The organism is Jeotgalibacillus sp. S-D1 (genome assembly GCF_004358665.1).
In the GTDB taxonomy this organism is placed as follows: Bacteria; Bacillota; Bacilli; order Bacillales; family Jeotgalibacillaceae; genus Jeotgalibacillus.
In genome coordinates, this window is the sequence record NZ_SMZR01000001.1 from 178,402 (window position 1) to 195,064 (window position 16,663).

The 16,663-nt window shown below is 41.6% G+C and carries 17 protein-coding genes; 13 read left to right on the top strand and 4 right to left on the bottom strand.

Annotated elements, in window-relative coordinates; translation table 11 throughout:
- Positions 1-91: 91 nt before the first annotated feature.
- The 3 genes from E2R51_RS00900 (at position 92) to rarD (ending at position 3,256) form a co-directional block, all read left to right on the top strand.
- Complete coding sequence (locus tag E2R51_RS00900) at positions 92-292, top strand: alpha/beta-type small acid-soluble spore protein (protein WP_133375147.1); 201 nt, start codon at positions 92-94, stop codon at positions 290-292.
- Positions 293-575: 283 nt separating this feature from the next.
- Positions 576-2,159, top strand: coding sequence for an amidohydrolase (locus tag E2R51_RS00905; RefSeq protein WP_133375148.1), 1,584 nt, complete (start codon positions 576-578; stop codon positions 2,157-2,159).
- A 173-nt stretch (positions 2,160-2,332) separates the two neighbouring features.
- On the top strand, positions 2,333-3,256 hold the full coding sequence (gene rarD, locus E2R51_RS00910) for an EamA family transporter RarD (RefSeq protein WP_133375149.1): 924 nt from the start codon (positions 2,333-2,335) through the stop codon (positions 3,254-3,256).
- A gap of 15 nt (positions 3,257-3,271) precedes the next feature.
- Here rarD and E2R51_RS00915 read toward each other — a convergent pair whose 3' ends face one another.
- Positions 3,272-3,511, bottom strand: coding sequence for a hypothetical protein (locus tag E2R51_RS00915; RefSeq protein WP_133375150.1), 240 nt, complete (start codon positions 3,509-3,511; stop codon positions 3,272-3,274).
- Between the two features lie 70 nt (positions 3,512-3,581).
- Entirely contained in the window at positions 3,582-4,382 is an 801-nt protein-coding gene (locus E2R51_RS00920) for an NAD kinase (protein WP_133375151.1), read from the bottom strand.
- A 197-nt stretch (positions 4,383-4,579) separates the two neighbouring features.
- Between E2R51_RS00920 and sppA the strand changes: the two genes are divergently transcribed.
- The 10 genes from sppA to argH all read left to right on the top strand — a co-directional run bounded on the left by sppA (position 4,580) and on the right by argH (position 14,647).
- A complete protein-coding gene (gene sppA / locus E2R51_RS00925; protein WP_133375152.1) occupies positions 4,580-5,578 on the top strand; it encodes a signal peptide peptidase SppA in 999 nt (332 codons plus the stop codon).
- Positions 5,579-5,590: 12 nt separating this feature from the next.
- Entirely contained in the window at positions 5,591-6,232 is a 642-nt protein-coding gene (locus E2R51_RS00930) for an RDD family protein (protein WP_240732932.1), read from the top strand.
- A 62-nt stretch (positions 6,233-6,294) separates the two neighbouring features.
- Positions 6,295-6,960, top strand: coding sequence for a hypothetical protein (locus E2R51_RS00935; RefSeq protein WP_133375153.1), 666 nt, complete (start codon positions 6,295-6,297; stop codon positions 6,958-6,960).
- Positions 6,944-7,366, top strand: coding sequence for a GerW family sporulation protein (gene ytfJ / locus E2R51_RS00940; RefSeq protein WP_133375154.1), 423 nt, complete (start codon positions 6,944-6,946; stop codon positions 7,364-7,366). The genes E2R51_RS00935 and ytfJ overlap by 17 nt, the downstream gene beginning before the upstream one ends.
- 82 nt (positions 7,367-7,448) lie before the next feature.
- The gene (gene tpx, locus E2R51_RS00945) at positions 7,449-7,949 is read left to right on the top strand and encodes a thiol peroxidase (protein ID WP_133375155.1); all 501 of its coding nucleotides are present in this window, start codon (positions 7,449-7,451) and stop codon (positions 7,947-7,949) included.
- 147 nt (positions 7,950-8,096) lie between these two features.
- A complete protein-coding gene (locus E2R51_RS00950) occupies positions 8,097-9,083 on the top strand; it encodes a class I SAM-dependent methyltransferase (RefSeq protein ID WP_133375156.1) in 987 nt (328 codons plus the stop codon).
- A 279-nt stretch (positions 9,084-9,362) separates the two neighbouring features.
- Positions 9,363-10,547: an acetate kinase gene (locus E2R51_RS00955; protein ID WP_133375157.1), complete on the top strand. Its 1,185-nt coding sequence runs from the start codon at positions 9,363-9,365 to the stop codon at positions 10,545-10,547.
- A 113-nt stretch (positions 10,548-10,660) separates the two neighbouring features.
- Positions 10,661-11,497 (top strand): EcsC family protein, encoded by an 837-nt coding sequence (locus E2R51_RS00960; protein WP_133375158.1) that lies wholly within the window; start codon positions 10,661-10,663, stop codon positions 11,495-11,497.
- Positions 11,498-12,050: 553 nt separating this feature from the next.
- Entirely contained in the window at positions 12,051-13,262 is a 1,212-nt protein-coding gene (locus tag E2R51_RS00965; RefSeq protein ID WP_133376293.1) for an argininosuccinate synthase, read from the top strand.
- Positions 13,259-14,647, top strand: a complete 1,389-nt coding sequence (argH, locus tag E2R51_RS00970; RefSeq protein WP_133375159.1) for an argininosuccinate lyase — start codon at positions 13,259-13,261, stop codon at positions 14,645-14,647. The genes E2R51_RS00965 and argH overlap by 4 nt, the downstream gene beginning before the upstream one ends.
- A 38-nt stretch (positions 14,648-14,685) precedes the next feature.
- Here argH and E2R51_RS00975 read toward each other — a convergent pair whose 3' ends face one another.
- The gene (locus E2R51_RS00975) at positions 14,686-15,168 is read right to left on the bottom strand and encodes a universal stress protein (RefSeq protein WP_133375160.1); all 483 of its coding nucleotides are present in this window, start codon (positions 15,166-15,168) and stop codon (positions 14,686-14,688) included.
- 87 nt (positions 15,169-15,255) lie between these two features.
- Positions 15,256-16,563, bottom strand: a complete 1,308-nt coding sequence (locus E2R51_RS00980; protein ID WP_133375161.1) for a purine-cytosine permease family protein — start codon at positions 16,561-16,563, stop codon at positions 15,256-15,258.
- Positions 16,564-16,663 lie beyond the last annotated feature (100 nt).

Consider the following 16,663-nt stretch of genomic DNA (forward strand, 5'->3'; position numbering starts at 1 on the left):
CAGCTGCAAAAAAAAGTCACATAAGAAATAATTACCAGTGTTAAGATGCGAATTTCTGCACATTCTATTCTCACAAGGGAGGTGAAAACACATGGCAAACAGAAGTTCAAACAAACTTATTGTACCAGGTGTAGCTCAAGCACTAGATCAAATGAAATATGAAATCGCAACTGAATTTGGAGTACAACTTGGAGCTGAATCTACAGCTCGCTCTAACGGTTCTGTTGGAGGAGAAATCACTAAACGTCTTGTTCAAATGGCTGAACAACAATTAGGTGGTTCTTCAAAATAATTAATTCTTTCTTAAAAATAAAAAGCCGACAGCTAATAGAGCTGCCGGCTTTTTATTTTTTTATTTGCTTTTTGAAGATGGCTGTTGGTTGAGTGCGAAGGGGTTGAGTGACCCTATCATGCTAAGAGTGAGGTAAAACAATACATTCATAAACAATAAAACGTGTCCTGCACTTTATTCATTACATATTAATTTTGAGCGCCGTACTTCAACTTTTCTCCAATATTTTGTAAACTTACATAAGGGTAATGGAATCGTACATAGATGTCAGGGGGAGACAGTCATGCAACTTTGGACAGATGGAACAATTTATACGATGCAGAGGGAAAACCATACAGTGGAATCAATGGTTACTAATAATGGGAAAATTATTGAAGTGGGTAATGAAACGGATCTCAACAATCGTTATGGAAAATCCATTAAAAAAATAGTTAAATTAAATGGAAAAACGTTATTTCCCGGTTTTGTAGACAGCCATCTTCATTTAATCGGAGTTGGCGAAACGCTCATGCGCTTAGACTTGTCTCAAATGAAATCAAAGGATGAAGTACTGCATGCAATTAAAGATAAAGTGACAGAACTGCCTGAAGGAGAGTGGATTTTAGGTGACGGGTGGAATGAAAACAGCTGGGCTGTGCCTGAAGTGATTTCAGCTGCCGAGCTGGACGCTGTGGCGCCTCGTCATCCCGTTCAATTAAAGCGGATATGCCGTCATGCTGTTGTAGTAAACTCAGTGGCTCTTGCCATCGCAAAAATAGATGAGCAGACGCCTGATCCTGAAGGCGGCTTAATCGATCGTGATGAAAATAATGCTTTGACCGGGCTTTTAAAAGATCAGGCTCAGGACTTAATGATTGCGGCACTTCCGCCGATTGAGGATGAGTATATTCAAAAAGCCCTGCGAAAAGGTGTAGAGCATGCATGGTCCCTGGGCCTTACTGGCGGGCATACTGAAGATCTGAGTTATTACGGAGATTTTACACGCACATATAGAGCCTTTCAAAAGGTAATTGAAGAAGAAGGAAATCAATTCAGGGCTCATTTGCTGGTCCATCATCAGGTTATTGAGGACTGGCACCGTCAAGGCCACTCTTTTCTATCAGGATCCCGGTACGTGGAATTTGGTGCAATGAAGATTTTTGCTGACGGTGCACTGGGCGGCCGTACAGCGCTTTTAAAGGACGGTTACGCTGATGATCCTTCAACAAATGGAGTGGCGATTCACAGCCCTGAAAAACTTAAACAGCTGGTGTATAAAGCAAGGCAGTATGACTTGCCTATTGCTGTTCATACAATCGGAGATCTGGCATTTGAATATGTCCTGGATGCAATTGAACAGTTTCCATCCGGCAATCAGCGGGATAGGTTAATTCATGCGCAAATTCTAAATGAAGATCTGGTTCGCCGCGTAGAAAAGCTGCCGGTCGTTTTAGATATTCAGCCCCGTTTTGTAGCATCTGACTTTCCGTGGGTGATTGATCGGATTGGCGAAGAACGAATGCGATGGAATTATGCCTGGAAAACGCTCTTGGAAAGAGGAGTGTCTTGTGCGGGAGGTTCAGATGCTCCCATTGAACCTCTTGGGCCTTTATTAGGCATCCATGCTGCTGTGACAAGAACTTCACCTGGTAATGATACAGTTTATGGGGAGGAAGAATGCTTGTCCTTATATCAGGCGATCGAGCTCTTTACAAAAGGCAGTGCTTTTGCTTGTCATCATGAACATAACCGCGGAATGCTGAAAGAAGGATATTCAGCTGATTTTACCATTCTTGAAAAGGATCCTTTTCACATCGATATCAACGACCTACTTTCTTTAAAGGTTAGTGCGACCGTAGTAGATGGTAAAATTGTATTTGAAGATTAAATTAGACTGTTATGCCTTTTTAATTACACATGGCAGCTGGTGAAAGCACTCATAATAGTGAGTGCTTTTTATCTTGGATATTTATTTAATGTATTCCATTTAGAGTCTTGACTAAATGGCAATCGGGCGTATAATAAATTTTATTTCGCAACTCAAAAGAATGGGAGAACGATATGGAATCAGGAGAGAAAAAAGGAATATTTTTTGCCGCTTTTGCTTATGCTCTATGGGGGCTTTTGCCAATATACTGGAAGTTTTTAGCCGAAGTAAACGCAGATGAAATTTTAGCAAATCGTGTTTTTTGGTCGTTTTGGTTTATGCTTGTGCTGCTCCTGGTAACAGGAAATATCCGAGCTTTTAAGATAGAAGCTATGGCCCTGGTTCAGCGGAAGAAAAGACTGGCGGCTCTGGTTACAGCATCACTCTTGATCAGCATTAACTGGTTTATTTACATTTGGGCAGTAAATTCAAATCAAATGGTAGAGGCCAGCCTCGGGTATTATATTAATCCGTTGGTATCTGTATTATTAGGGGTTATTGTTTTAAAAGAAGTGTTGTCAAAAGCGCAGGTTGTTTCATTTATTCTTGCGTTAATCGGTGTGTTAATTATTACGATCTCATATGGAGTATTCCCCTGGATTGCTTTTACACTTGCTATGTCGTTTGGTCTCTACGGATTAGTAAAAAAAATGATAAAAGTGGATCCGGCCATCGGGTTAACGCTTGAAACCTTGACCATCATGCCAATTGCGCTTATTTATATGGGTTATCTGGCCGGAAGCGGAACGCCTGCCTTGTTTTCCGGTATGCTAGATATTGATCTGTTATTAATCGGTGCCGGGGCAGCAACTGCTATTCCATTATTGTTTTTTGCTAAAGGTGCCCAACGAATTCCGCTTTATATGATTGGGTTTTTGCAATACATTGCTCCGACATTAACGTTAATTCTTGGAATTTTCTTTTATGGAGAGCCATTTACTTCGATTGACCTTATTTCGTTTATTTTTATTTGGGCGAGTTTAACAATTTTTACATTCTCCCGTTCAAAATGGTTTTTGGCACGGCCTAAACGAATAAGAAGAGCACACATTCACTAATAAAAAGCACACGACTCAAAAGGTCGTGTGCTTTTTCTGTTTCCTGCATGTCGGAGCTGAACGCCTGCTTCTGCTTTTTGCTATAATCCAGCTCCAGCAGGCAGCTCCTCGGATCGTAAGCCGCTCCGCCATGCAGGCAAAAAGCGCCTGCTTGACGGAACGTCTTACGTCTGTCGGAGCTGAACGCCTGCTTCTGCTTTTTGTTATAATCCAGCTCCAGCAGGCAACTCCTCGGATCGTAAGCCATTCCGGCATGCAGGCAAAGACCGCCTGCTTGCCGGCCTGTCTTACGTCTTTCGGAGCTGGACGCCTGCTTCTGCTTTTATTATAAAAATGTTCTTTTTACTTTTTCCCAGAAGGAGTTGTCTTTTAGTTTGACTGTTTTAACGATTTTGTCGCTTAGGACAAGGTCTACTTGTTTTACGTGACTGACACCGAGTGCTTCATTGTCAAGGCCCATTACCGGGTAATCGTTGCCATCCTGTGTAATCGTAAGCCGCAGCTTGCGTTGGCCGCTTAAAATAAAGGAAGAACCTAATGTGCGGAAGCGATTGTTATTAACAGAGGCAAGTTCGCTGACCTGCATGCAAGGGAGCATGGGGTCGACCACTGCGCCGCCAACTGATTTGCTGTAAGCCGAGCTGCCGGTTGGTGTTGAAATTATCATGCCGTCACCACGGAAGGTCTCAAAGTGCAAGTCGTCAATATAAACGTCCATTACAAATGTTTTAACAATCCCTGTGCGGATGCTGAATTCATTCAGACATAAAAAGTTCGTTTCTCCGTCCACCGTCACTTGAACCGTTGGATACTTTCGGACTTCAATTTGTTCTTTTGTCATAGCTTCAATCATTGTGGAGATGTCATCAATATGGAAATCGCAATATAAACTGCGGCTTCCGGAAGTAGATACGCCTGCATATAAACAGTCCTGACGATAGCCAGTTTTGCGAACCGCCTGCAGGAATGCTCCGTCTCCTCCAACACTTACAATAATATTCGCTTTTTTTGAATCGTTAACCACAGTAAAACCATAGCGCTCTGCCAATTCACTTAGCGTTAGAAGCTGCTCTTTTGTTTTTTCATCTTTGCGGGCATAAAAATAAAGATTTCGACGATTTTCCAAGATTGTTCCCTCCGTAACATTGTCTGATTGAATGATTGTTTGGTACAATATGTAAGGCTCTCCTTGCGGTAATCAGAGTTATTGATTACTGAATAATCAACTACATACAAGGGATACTTTTTAAAGTGTACCATGAAATGAAACATTTCTAAAACTGAACCGTATTAGAAAGATACGCTCAAAAGGAGGAACAGTGAATGGCCACAAAAAGGTGGATTGCCCTTGTAATTGCGGGTATTTTGTTTTTTGTATCAATTGGAATAAATTTATTAACTGCAGTTTTAACAACAGATCTTGATGACATGTTATCTAGTGTAAATGCAAATGAAGGTCTGCCTGAATCGATTCTGGAAGCAGGAAATGCAAATGAGAGGATTGCGGTTGTCGAACTAAACGGCACCATACAGGACACAGGCGAACAGGGTGGGCTTCTTGCTGGAGCTGGGTATAATCATACTCATTTTATGAACCAACTAAATCAAATCAGAGATGATAACTCCATAAAAGGGGTTGTATTAAGTGTTAATTCACCCGGCGGAGGAGTAGTCGAAAGTGCTCAAATCCACGATAAATTAGTGGAGATCAAAGAAAAGAAGAAAAAGATTTATGTTTCCATGGGCGCTCAGGCAACATCCGGCGGCTATTATGTATCTGCACCTGCTGATAAGATATTTGCAACGAAAGAAACAATGACGGGTTCACTCGGTGTTATTATGCAAAGCATTAATTACAGTCAGTTAGCGGATAACCTGGGTGTTGAGTTTGTTACGATAACGTCCGGAGAATTTAAAGATATGCTGAGTCCAACAGGAGAGGTTCAGGAAGAGGATATTGAAATCGTTGAAAGCATGCTGAATGATTCTTATGACGGATTTGTTGAAGTCATAGCAAATGGAAGAGGTCTTTCAGAGGAAAGAGTAAGAGAAATTGCGGACGGCCGTATTTATAATGGCATTCAGGCGCTGGAACTGGATCTTATTGATGACTATGGCTATGAAGAAGATGTTATTGCCGGACTTAAAAAAGATCTTAAAATTCCTGATGGTGAAGTAATTAATTATGAAATGCCTAATAACTTCGGTTCGTTATTTACCATGCAGGCTCAAAAAATATTTGGCGGGCTTGAGAGTCAGGTATTATCTGAAGTGATGAGTAATACTGGCGGACCTCGTCCGATGTATTTATACGCTGATTAAGGAGGTGCAGCTTTGGATAATAAAAATGAACGGTCATCAGAGCCTTCTGCACTGGAAAATGAGCAGCAGGTTCAAGCAAGTAATGATAGAGTTGATCGGCCATCGGCGGATGTGTACCCGGGGTCTGCATCTGCAGAACATGATTCGGCAGAAAAACGAATTGATAAAAACTCCCCCCTTACCACATTACCTCATTATGGAGGTTTTTGGATGAGGGTATGGGCATACCTGTTTGATGTGCTGGTCATTGCAGCATTAAATGGTTTATTGATCTATCCGGTTTTTAGATTAACAGGGTTAAATGAGCCGATCGGCATCATTAGTGTTGCTGGTATTGCAGCCACACTCACCTATTTTGCCTATTTTGTCTTAATGACAAAATTTTATAGCCAGACATTAGGTAAGATGGTTTTTGGTTTGAAGGTAGTGTCATTAAAGGGTGAGTTATTATCCTGGCCAGCAGTTCTTTTTAGAGAGCTGGTAGGAAGATATATTCATACAGCACTCACTGTATTTACCATTCCCTTACTGATGATCCTGTATCTGGTCGTGGCTTTCACCCCTAAAAAACAAGGGGTACATGATCTTATCGCTGATACCACTGTTATCCATGAACGAACTGTACTTGCTTTAGCAAAACCTGCCATCAACTGATGGCAGGTTTTTTCTGTGTTTGTTGGGCATAATAGGGAAAACGAGGAAAGGAATGGTATCGTATGTGGATCAGCATAGCGGCGGGGATTGCATGCTTCATCATATTCCTAATTCTTTATGTCTTTTTTTCAAAAATCCGCCTTCAGATAAACATGATAAAAACAGGTCAAAATGATCGCATCGACTTCAAATTAAAACTGTTTAATGGCCTTTATAGAAAAGAAATGTCCATTCCTTTTATCAAAGAGGAGGGGGGGACAGTAAAATATGAAAAGCAGTCTCAGACGAAATCCGAAAAAACAACTGAACATGGGTCGTTTTCAATGAATGACATTGAAACAGCCAAGCAGAAGTACAATCAATTTTTAAAAAGGTACAAGCATGCAAAACAGCATATAAATGAACTGCTTAAAAAAACATCTTTGGAAAAATGGTCCACTGAAATTCATTTTGGCGTTGGAGCTGCAGATTACACAGCTTTGTTATCCTCATTGATCTGGATGACGCACAGCTGGTGCAGGCTTCTGCTGGAACGTAAAATCATCCTGGCTTGCCAGCCGAGTCATCGTGTAGTCCCGCTTTATGGCATTACTGCTTTTAAGATGTCTGCCTCATGCATAGTATCCATTCGTTTGGGGCACCTTATGATAATCGGCGTCCGTTTGTGGCTTGACCGCGGACAGTCAAAACAGAAAAAGGTTGGTGAGTTTCATGGAGCATCCTATTGAGGGACTTATGTCCACTGCGATGGAACAATTAAAAGAGATGGTAGATGTTAATACAATCATTGGAGATCCTGTAGAAACCCATGATGGAAGCACAATTATGACAGTGTCAAAGGTTCGTTTTGGGTTTGCAACAGGCGGAAGTGAATTTCAGTCTGATTACGATACGGCTGGTGAAGGGTCTTCCGGAGGACATCCTTTTGGTGGAGGAAGCGGTGGCGGAGTATCCATCACCCCAATCGCATTTTTAATCGTTGGAAAAGAAGGCATCAAGATGCATCATTTGAACGAAGGAACGCATTTACTTGAAAAATTAATGGATCTTGCTCCTGGTGCTATTAGCAGAATTCAAAACCAATGGAATCAGGGACAGCACCATCAATCCCATGACCAGCCTCCTTATCAATAAAAATCACAGCTTATCAGTTGCTAACTGAGGGAGCCATTCAGTATGATGGACATGAGTTCATACATATAGGAGGGTGATACAAATGGCAGCTATTACATTTAAAGAAAATCCAGTAACACTTCAAGGGTCAGAGGTAAAAGCAGGGGACAAAGCGCCAGATTTTACAGTGCTCGCGACCGATCTTTCTCCTGTTTCATTGCAGGATTCTAAAGGCACCGTCCGCTTAATCAGTGTCGTTCCGTCGCTGGATACAGGTGTTTGTGATGCACAGACACGCCGCTTCAACGAAGAAGCATCTGAGCTTGGAAACATAACAATTTTAACTGTATCTGTAGACCTTCCATTTGCACAACGCCGCTATTGCGGAGCAAACGGAATTGAAAACCTTCAAACCGTTTCCGATCACCGTGATCTTTCGTTTGGCAAAGCATATGGTGTGGCTATTGAAGAGCTTAGACTTCTTGCCCGCGCTGTTTTTGTTGTCGACAGCAATGATGTGGTCACATATGCAGAATACGTAAGTGAAGCAACTGATCACCCTGATTATTCAGCAGCAATTGAGGCAGTTAAATCTGCAAAGTAATCGTATAGAATGAGAAAGCCCACAGAGCGTATGTTTTGTGGGTTTTTATATGGCTGCAAATTTTTATTCTGACATGCACTTTTCTTTCAATTTTTGATCTGTCACGGTAAAATGGGTTGTTGAGAAAAAGGACAGGAGGAATAATAGATGAGTCATTCTCCCGTTGAGACGGTTTTTAGCATGCTAAATGAAACTTCAGCTGCCTTGCAGGACGCTCGTGCTGCATCTTTTTTAGAAGCACTGGCAGATAGCGGGGAAAACTGGTTTTTAGGTGAAATTAACCAGGATATCGATGAGGTGCTAAAAAAACGTCTTGTAAAATTATACGAGGATCACCCGTTAGAAAAGTTCGAAAAAGAAGAAATTCGAAAAGCATTCCAATTAGCTATTTTAAAAGGAATGAAAGAGCATATTCAGCCTAACCATCAAATGACCCCTGATTCCATCGCGATGGTGATTGGTTATTTAATGGATAAATTCACTCAGAATGACAGAGAGCTTACTTTGCTTGACCCTGCGCTTGGCACCGGGAATCTGGTGCTGGCCATTATGAATCAGCTTCGGGGAAAAGTGGCCATTACTCATGGCGTTGAAATTGATGAGGTGTTGGTACGCCTGGCGTATGTAGGGGCAAACCTAACAGAACAGCCTTTGCATTTATATAATCAGGATTCGCTTGAGCCATTATTTATTGACCCAGCGGATGTGGTTGTAAGTGATTTACCAGTCGGTTATTATCCAAATGATGTAAGAGCAGCTGATTATGAACTTCAGGCCAAGGAAGGGCATTCCTATGCTCATCATTTATTTATAGAGCAAAGCATTAAGCATGTAAAAGAAGGAGGGTATCTCTTTTTCTTAGTGCCAAATGGCTTATTTGAATCACCACTTGCAGGAGAGCTTCACGAATATTTACAAAAAACGGTTCACATTCAGGGTTTGCTGAAGCTGCCTACTTCACTTTTTAAAAATGAACAATCGGCTAAAAGCATCCTTATTTTGCAGCGGCAGCATGAGGATGTAAAACCGCCAAAACAGGTTTTACTGGCAGAATTGCCTAAACTGAGCAATGCACAGGCCATGCAGACAATGATGGCTAAAATACAGCACTGGATGGATACGGATAAAGCTTAATATTAAATCCTGTAGTATTCACTGCTATTGAACAGAGAAAAAATGTATGAAAAACGCGTATCGAGCATTGACAATCGATACGCGTTTTTTCTGAAAATAAACACTTTTAGTTGTAACCGTTGCCATGACGACCTTTTTCTTGAAGTGTATAAGATTCAATGATTAAATGAACAATGGTAAAAGAAATATCTCTCCGAATTTATTCGAAAAATATTTCTATAGTAGAACGTAAAAGCCCAAGTTCATTATAAATGTAAATATAAAGGAGCGAACCCCCACATGACAAAAGTCATCGCTATTAATGCAGGAAGCTCGTCACTTAAATTTCAGCTTTTTGACATGCCAGAAGAAACGGTTATTACAAAAGGAATAATTGAGCGTATTGGATTAAATGATGCTGTTTTTACAATTGCAGTAGACGGCGAAAAACAAAAAGAAATCACGGATATCCCTGACCACTCAGTAGCAGTTAAACTGCTTCTTGCAAAGCTGACTTCAGCCGGTATCATCCAATCGCTTGATGAGATCGACGGCATTGGCCACCGTGTAGTACACGGAGGAGAAGTCTTTAACGATTCTGTTTTGATTACTGAAGAAACAATTGCGGCATTTGAAGAATTATCTGATTTAGCTCCATTGCATAATCCTGCAAACATTACAGGAATCCGTGCATTCCAAAAAGTGCTGCCAAATGTACCGGCAGTCGCGGTATTTGATACAGCATTTCATCAGACAATGCCTGAAAGTTCATTTTTATACAGCCTTCCTTACCAGTATTATAAGGATTATGGCATTCGTAAATATGGATTCCACGGAACGTCTCATAAATACGTATCACAGCGTGCAGCTGAAATGCTTGGACGTCCATTAGACCAGCTTAGACTCATTTCCTGCCACTTAGGAAATGGTGCCAGCATTGCAGCGATCGAAGGCGGACGTTCAATTGATACTTCTATGGGCTTTACACCGCTTGCCGGAGTAACAATGGGTACAAGAAGCGGTAATATTGACCCGGCATTGATCCCGTTTATTATGGAAAAGACAGATAAAACAGCTGAAGGTGTACTGGATGTGTTAAACAAACAGTCAGGAATGCTGGGTGTATCCGGCTTTTCAAGTGACCTTCGCGACATCGAAATTCAGTCAGCTGAAGGCAATACGCGTGCCCGTTTAGCACTTGATGTTTTCTCAAATCGTATTCATAAATACATTGGTTCGTATGCTGCCCGCATGAACGGAGTGGATGCTATTATTTTCACTGCAGGAATTGGTGAAAACAGTGAAGCGATTCGTGCTGAAGTTTTAAATGGTCTTGAATTCATGGGCGTATACTGGGACCCTACATTAAACAAAACACGCGGTGAAGAAGCGTTTATTAACTATCCTCATTCACCTGTAAAAGTTCTTATAATCCCAACAGATGAAGAAGTTATGATTGCACGTGACGTGCTTCGTTTATCATAAAGAATAAAAAGCCTGCAGCTTTATTAAAAGCTGCAGGCTTTTTTTATGATAAAGACATTTTTGAAAATTTTGTATCCGTGGTATACTTATGTAAAAAATGAGGTGGATTTCCTGTGGGCTGGTCTGCTCGTGAACAGGCAGTAAATGAAGAAGTATCACTATGGCGTGAAGAACTTGGAAATTATATGGGGCATGATATTTCGCACACATTTTCCAGATGGATGGATGCATCATTTGCAAATTTACCATCCGAAATTAAAGAAGAAGTATTTACAAGAATGGATTCAACTTTATTTCATATGCACAGTATTATTCAGGGCTCTCATCTACATAAAGATACAAAAGAACGGCTGATCGCCACAGCAAAAGCTTTTGATGAAACGATAATACAATTGGAGGATTTTCAGCACCTTCGCATCGACCAGCTGCATTACATGGCGATCCAGCAGAGCGGGCGACATAAGTTTTATTCCTTCCTGCAGGGCGGCGTGGCAGGAACCGGAGGGATGCTTGCTTTCAGTACCGATCTTTTTGCGATGACAGTACTAAATATAAGAGCTATTCAGTTCATTGCAATGGCTTATGGACGAGATGTTCAAACTCCTTATGAAATGACGCTGTCTTTAAAAGTGTTTCACGCTGCAACCATGCCGCTGCGGTATCAGGCCGAAGCATGGGATGATCTGATCGGGTCTATACAGGCACGTAATTTCGACTATTTTTTCAGTGGAAACGATGAACTGACAAATGAACGCTGGCTTGAGGGTCCAATGAAGCAGCTGATAAAATCATCCGCAATCAGCTTATTCCGAAAGAAAAAGATCTCGAACTTACCGGTGGTATCAATGTCCATCGGCGCTTTTTCTAATTATCAGTTCACCAGACGCGTAACTGATTTTGCAGAGAAGTTCTATCAATACCGCTTCTTGCTGGATAAAAAAGATGAATAAAGGATAAGGCTGAGAAAAAAAATTTGCAGAATGAGGTAGGGACATAACTCCATAAATCACGGAAATTGAGTCTGTTTGCACGGAGCGGAAGGTGGCGACTCCTGCAGGATGTGACGGCGCTTAAGACCCCGCAAGGCGTAGCCTGAGGAGGGCTCAAGCGAAGTCCCTGCGGAAAGCGTCCGCCTGAAGTGAAGTGAAGTGAACCGGTTAGAAGAGGATGGGACACATTTGTTCCATCCTTTTTTCGTCATTTAATTAGTATTGTCCCAACATCGTTTTTTGTTCAAACATATTTACTTTCACAACGTAAATAGGTAAGTCCAGCTTGCGCACACAGGTCTCCTGCAGGGTTATGCGTGACTCCTCGCGGAAAAGTTTTATAAGGCCCTCATGCACCTTACTGTTTTTATATACTATTTTGTCAGAAAATTAAAACTATATTTTTAAAGCAGATAACTATTGAAAGTTCTAAAAAGACCTGTTAGTATGTACACATCCTATAAAGAATAAATATACAGAATGATAAATAAAAATACGAAAGAGGGATTAGATGATGGAAAATAAAAAAGTGGTTTTAGCATATTCGGGCGGTTTGGATACTTCAGTAGCAATTCAGTGGCTTAAAGATCAAGGCTACTCGGTTGTTGCTTGTTGTTTAGATGTTGGAGAAGGCAAGGATTTGGATTTCATAAAAGAAAAAGCACTCACGGTTGGAGCAGTTGAAAGCTATGTAATTGATGCAAAAGAAGAATTTGCGAAAGATTTTGCGCTGGTTGCATTACAGGCCCATACAATGTATGAAGGCAAATATCCGCTTGTGTCAGCTCTATCTCGTCCTCTAATTGCAAAAAAACTGGTTGAAGTAGCTCAAGACAGCGGGGCGTCAGCCGTCGCTCACGGGTGTACCGGTAAGGGAAATGATCAGGTTCGTTTTGAAGTGGCTATCCAGGCTCTGAACCCTGAACTTGAAGTAATTGCACCCGTTCGTGAGTGGGGATGGTCAAGAGAAGAAGAAATCAATTACGCAAAAAAGAACAACATTCCAATCCCTATCAATTTAGACAGCCCTTATTCAATTGATCAGAACCTTTGGGGAAGAAGCAATGAATGCGGAGTTTTAGAGGACCCTTGGGCAGCGCCGCCTGAAGGTGCATATGATTTAACTGCATCTCTTGAAACAACACCTAATGCACCCGAATTAATTGAAATCGCATTTGATCAAGGTGTCCCTGTTGCATTGAATGGACAAAAAATGGACCTTTCAGCCATGATTTTAAAGCTGAATGATCTTGCTGGTAAACACGGTGTCGGCAGAATCGACCATGTGGAAAATAGATTAGTAGGCATTAAATCAAGAGAAGTATATGAATGTCCCGGAGCCGTAACCCTGATGAATGCTCATAAAGAACTGGAAGATCTGACGCTGGTGAAAGAAATGGCCCATTTCAAGCCAATTATTGAAAAAAAGCTGACTGAAATGATTTATGAAGGTCTTTGGTTCTCTCCATTGACTCCGGCTCTGCTTGCATTCTTAAAAGAAACGCAGCAGTACGTAAATGGTGTGGTCAGAGTTAAATTGTTTAAAGGTCATGCAATCGTAGAGGGCAGAACATCGCCAAATTCACTGTACAATGAAAAGCTTGCTACTTATACAGCGGATGATGAATTCGATCATAATGCTGCAGTTGGATTCATTCAGCTTTGGGGCCTTCCAACCAAAGTCCACTCAATGGTACAAAATAAAAAAGGCGAGACGGTCTCATGAGTAAACTTTGGGGAGGAAGATTTGCACAATCACCAGAGGAATGGGTAGACGAATTTAACGCCTCCATCGGTTTCGACCAGCAGCTTGTGCTGGAAGATTTAGAGGGTTCTGTTGCCCATGTTACGATGCTTGGGGAATGTGATATCCTCTCCGCTGAGGAGGTTCATGAAATAATAGGGGGGCTTTCTGTATTAAAACAAAAAGCTGAGAAAAATGAATTGGAATTTTCGGTTGGAAATGAAGATATTCATTTGAATTTGGAGCATTTGCTTATTCAGGAAATCGGACAGGTCGGGGGCAAACTTCATACAGGAAGAAGTCGAAACGATCAGGTCGCAACTGATATGCATCTTTATTTAAAAAACAGAGTGGAAGAAATTCAACTGTTGATCCGTGCGGTACAAAAAGCGATAACGAAGCAGGCTGAAAAGCATGTGGAGACAGTTGCACCGGGCTATACACATCTTCAGCGTGCGCAGCCCATTTCATTCGCCCATCATCTGCTTGCTTACTTCTGGATGCTGGAACGTGATTATCAGCGCTTTGAAGATTCAATGAAGAGAATTGATATGTCTCCGCTTGGAGCAGGAGCTCTTGCGGGTACAACCTTTCCAATCGACCGCCATCGTTCAGCAGAACTATTGGGATTTTCATCTATCTATGAAAATAGCATGGATGCTGTCAGCGACCGGGATTTCATTGTAGAATTTTTATCCAATGCATCGATGACAATTATGCATCTATCAAGATTTGCAGAAGAGATGATTATTTGGTCAAGTCAGGAATTTCAGTTTATTGAACTTGCAGACGCTTTTTCAACGGGAAGCAGTATTATGCCACAGAAGAAAAATCCAGATATGGCAGAGCTTGTGCGTGGTAAAACAGGCAGAGTCTTTGGCCACCTGGTGTCGCTGTTAACCGTTCTGAAAGGACTGCCGCTCGCTTATAACAAAGATATGCAGGAAGATAAAGAAGGGATGTTCGATACCGTTCATACCCTGATGGGCTCGTTAAAGATTTTTGCCGGAATGATTGATACGATGGCTGTTAACGAGAATCGCTTAAAACAGGCTGTTAATGAAGATTTTTCAAATGCAACGGAGTTAGCAGACTATCTTGCCACTAAAGGTGTGCCATTTAGAGAAGCCCATGAGATCGTTGGGAAGCTGGTGCTTGTTTGTATTGGGAAAGGCATCTATTTAAAAGATTTGCCTCTTGATACTCTCAAGGAAGCCTCACAGGTTATTGAAGAAGATATCTACCAGGTACTGGAGCCGTTTCAGGCGGTAAAGCGCAGAGAATCTGCGGGCGGCACTGGATTTGACCAGGTGAAGAAACAGCTTGAAAAAGCAAAAGAACAGCTTGCATCAGCTTCATCCATATAAAAGAAGAAAAGGCGGCCGGAGATATGCGGCCGCCTTTTTTATATAGTAAAATCATCTTCAACAGGGGTTTTTTCCGGAGGCTGGTCTGTTCGAACAACAAGTACATCGCATTTTGCGGCCCGCACAATATGTTCGGAGATACTGCCTATTAAGAAGCGCTCCATGGCGTTCAGGCCCGTGGCTCCACAAATAATCAGATCTGCTTCTACTTTTTTAGCAAACTCTTTTGGAACGAGAACTTTTGGAGAGCCGTACTCAACGAACACATTAATTTTGTTCACGCCTTTTCGTTCTGCTTCTGCTTTATACTCTCCAAGCATCTCTTCGGCAAATGTCTGTGCCCGTTTTGCTACGCTTCGGTCATACGCTTCAACTACAGCAAACGATCGGGTATCAATAACATGAAGAAGATTCAGGGTGGCATCATTCCGTTTTGCAATATCAATTGATTTTTTGAAAGCCCATTCCGCTTCTTTTGACCCATCAACTGCAACAAGAATATGATCATAACTAAGTGGCATTTTTATCCCCTCCTTCCCTTTATTGTACACTATTTTCTGAAAACTTCCTTATTTATAAATGAAAAATCAGAACAAAAATATGGAATTTCATCCTCTGATTTTCTTAAATAGCAAATATGAAATGCCTGACAGGAAAAACACAATGAAACCGGGTGATGCAAACGAAGGGATAGATAAATAGACAGGAATAAAAATAATGACTACAGCCACAGCAGATAGATTCACATGCTTTTTGCCGGTCATTAATGCTGAAAGATCTCCATCGGTAATCGACCGGTTCTTAATGAAAACAAAGTCAAAAACGATGATGGCTGACAAGGGAATAATAGCGGCTCCAAGTATGGATATGTATTGTTCGGCTTGTGATACGAGAATGGGAAAGCAGCTAAGAATCGTTGCTCCTGTACCAAAAAGAATAGCGCAATTAACTCGGCCAAGAGACGGAAACGCGTTTAGCATACTATATCCCCCTGTATAGGCATTGCTCAAATTTATAGAGATCATTGATACAATGGCACTAAGAGCCATGACAGAAAGCAATACAGCAGAATCAGTCAGTTCGCCTGCAGAAACAAATGGATTCATCGATCCAAGCAATGAAGCATACAGCGTTCCCAATAATGCAGTCAACAGAAAACCAGCTAAATTGCCTGCAAGCACACCCCAAAAAGCATGCTGCACATTTTTTGCATATCGGGTCATATCAGAGGAAGCACTGACACCTGATACATATTGAACAAATGCCAGACTGGCAAAAAAGAAAAACGGTCCGGCTGCAAAAGTTCCGCCAGCTTGGAAGAGCGGGGAATCAGTTTGTAAACTGAACTGGATGATGAGAAACAGCATGGCTGCCTGCCCAAGAAACAGAAGGGGAAGAAACCATTTTGTTGCCTTTTTAACAGCATCAAAACCCACAAGAGCCAATATAGCCATAATCAATGCAAAAACCGGGGCCAGTACAGCTGCTGGCACTGTAATGCCAGCTAATCGTTCTGCCAGAGCAGACACTACCATTGAACCGCCGATGGTCTGAACGCTGAACCAGTACAGGGAGGTAAGTGAACGGATGGGAGAAGCAAAATAACGGGAGACGAGCGTTCCGGTCATCGTGCGAATTACAAATTGTGCAGGGAGCCCATGTTTTGCACCGGGCAATGAAAGTAAAGATACAAGAAAAAAAGCTGCCGCAGCACCCAGCACAGTTGATAAAATAGCCCAGCCTGCTGACAAACCGCCAGTCAATACAGCCAGCGCAGGAACAAGTACATTTCCCGTATTAACCGAAAAAGCAAGCTGAATACCTGCATACTCAAACCATTTTGTTTGTTTGCGTGCTAATGGTACTGCTTCAAGACCAAAACGTTCAATTTCTATTTTTCGTGGAATGGGCTGCATAAAAATCTCCATTTCTTAAATAATTCTTACATGTTTTTACTTTAGTTTACCATACTAAACAGAGTGCTAATTCGAAGACCAATAGTATGAATAATTAGTT

What these genes read in the sequence shown, in the direction of transcription:
- E2R51_RS00955 (WP_133375157.1), top strand. Translation starts at nt 9,363, where the DNA reads ATGACAAAAGTCATCGCTATTAATGCAGGAAGCTCGTCACTTAAATTT.
- E2R51_RS00965 (WP_133376293.1), top strand. Translation starts at nt 12,051, where the DNA reads ATGGAAAATAAAAAAGTGGTTTTAGCATATTCGGGCGGTTTGGATACT.
- E2R51_RS00950 (WP_133375156.1), top strand. Translation starts at nt 8,097, where the DNA reads ATGAGTCATTCTCCCGTTGAGACGGTTTTTAGCATGCTAAATGAAACT.
- ytfJ (WP_133375154.1), top strand. Translation starts at nt 6,944, where the DNA reads ATGGAGCATCCTATTGAGGGACTTATGTCCACTGCGATGGAACAATTA.
- E2R51_RS00905 (WP_133375148.1), top strand. Translation starts at nt 576, where the DNA reads ATGCAACTTTGGACAGATGGAACAATTTATACGATGCAGAGGGAAAAC.
- E2R51_RS00975 (WP_133375160.1), bottom strand. Translation starts at nt 15,168, where the DNA reads ATGCCACTTAGTTATGATCATATTCTTGTTGCAGTTGATGGGTCAAAA.
- E2R51_RS00915 (WP_133375150.1), bottom strand. Translation starts at nt 3,511, where the DNA reads ATGCCGGAATGGCTTACGATCCGAGGAGTTGCCTGCTGGAGCTGGATT.
- argH (WP_133375159.1), top strand. Translation starts at nt 13,259, where the DNA reads ATGAGTAAACTTTGGGGAGGAAGATTTGCACAATCACCAGAGGAATGG.
- E2R51_RS00980 (WP_133375161.1), bottom strand. Translation starts at nt 16,563, where the DNA reads ATGCAGCCCATTCCACGAAAAATAGAAATTGAACGTTTTGGTCTTGAA.
- rarD (WP_133375149.1), top strand. Translation starts at nt 2,333, where the DNA reads ATGGAATCAGGAGAGAAAAAAGGAATATTTTTTGCCGCTTTTGCTTAT.
- E2R51_RS00900 (WP_133375147.1), top strand. Translation starts at nt 92, where the DNA reads ATGGCAAACAGAAGTTCAAACAAACTTATTGTACCAGGTGTAGCTCAA.
- E2R51_RS00935 (WP_133375153.1), top strand. Translation starts at nt 6,295, where the DNA reads ATGTGGATCAGCATAGCGGCGGGGATTGCATGCTTCATCATATTCCTA.
- sppA (WP_133375152.1), top strand. Translation starts at nt 4,580, where the DNA reads ATGGCCACAAAAAGGTGGATTGCCCTTGTAATTGCGGGTATTTTGTTT.
- tpx (WP_133375155.1), top strand. Translation starts at nt 7,449, where the DNA reads ATGGCAGCTATTACATTTAAAGAAAATCCAGTAACACTTCAAGGGTCA.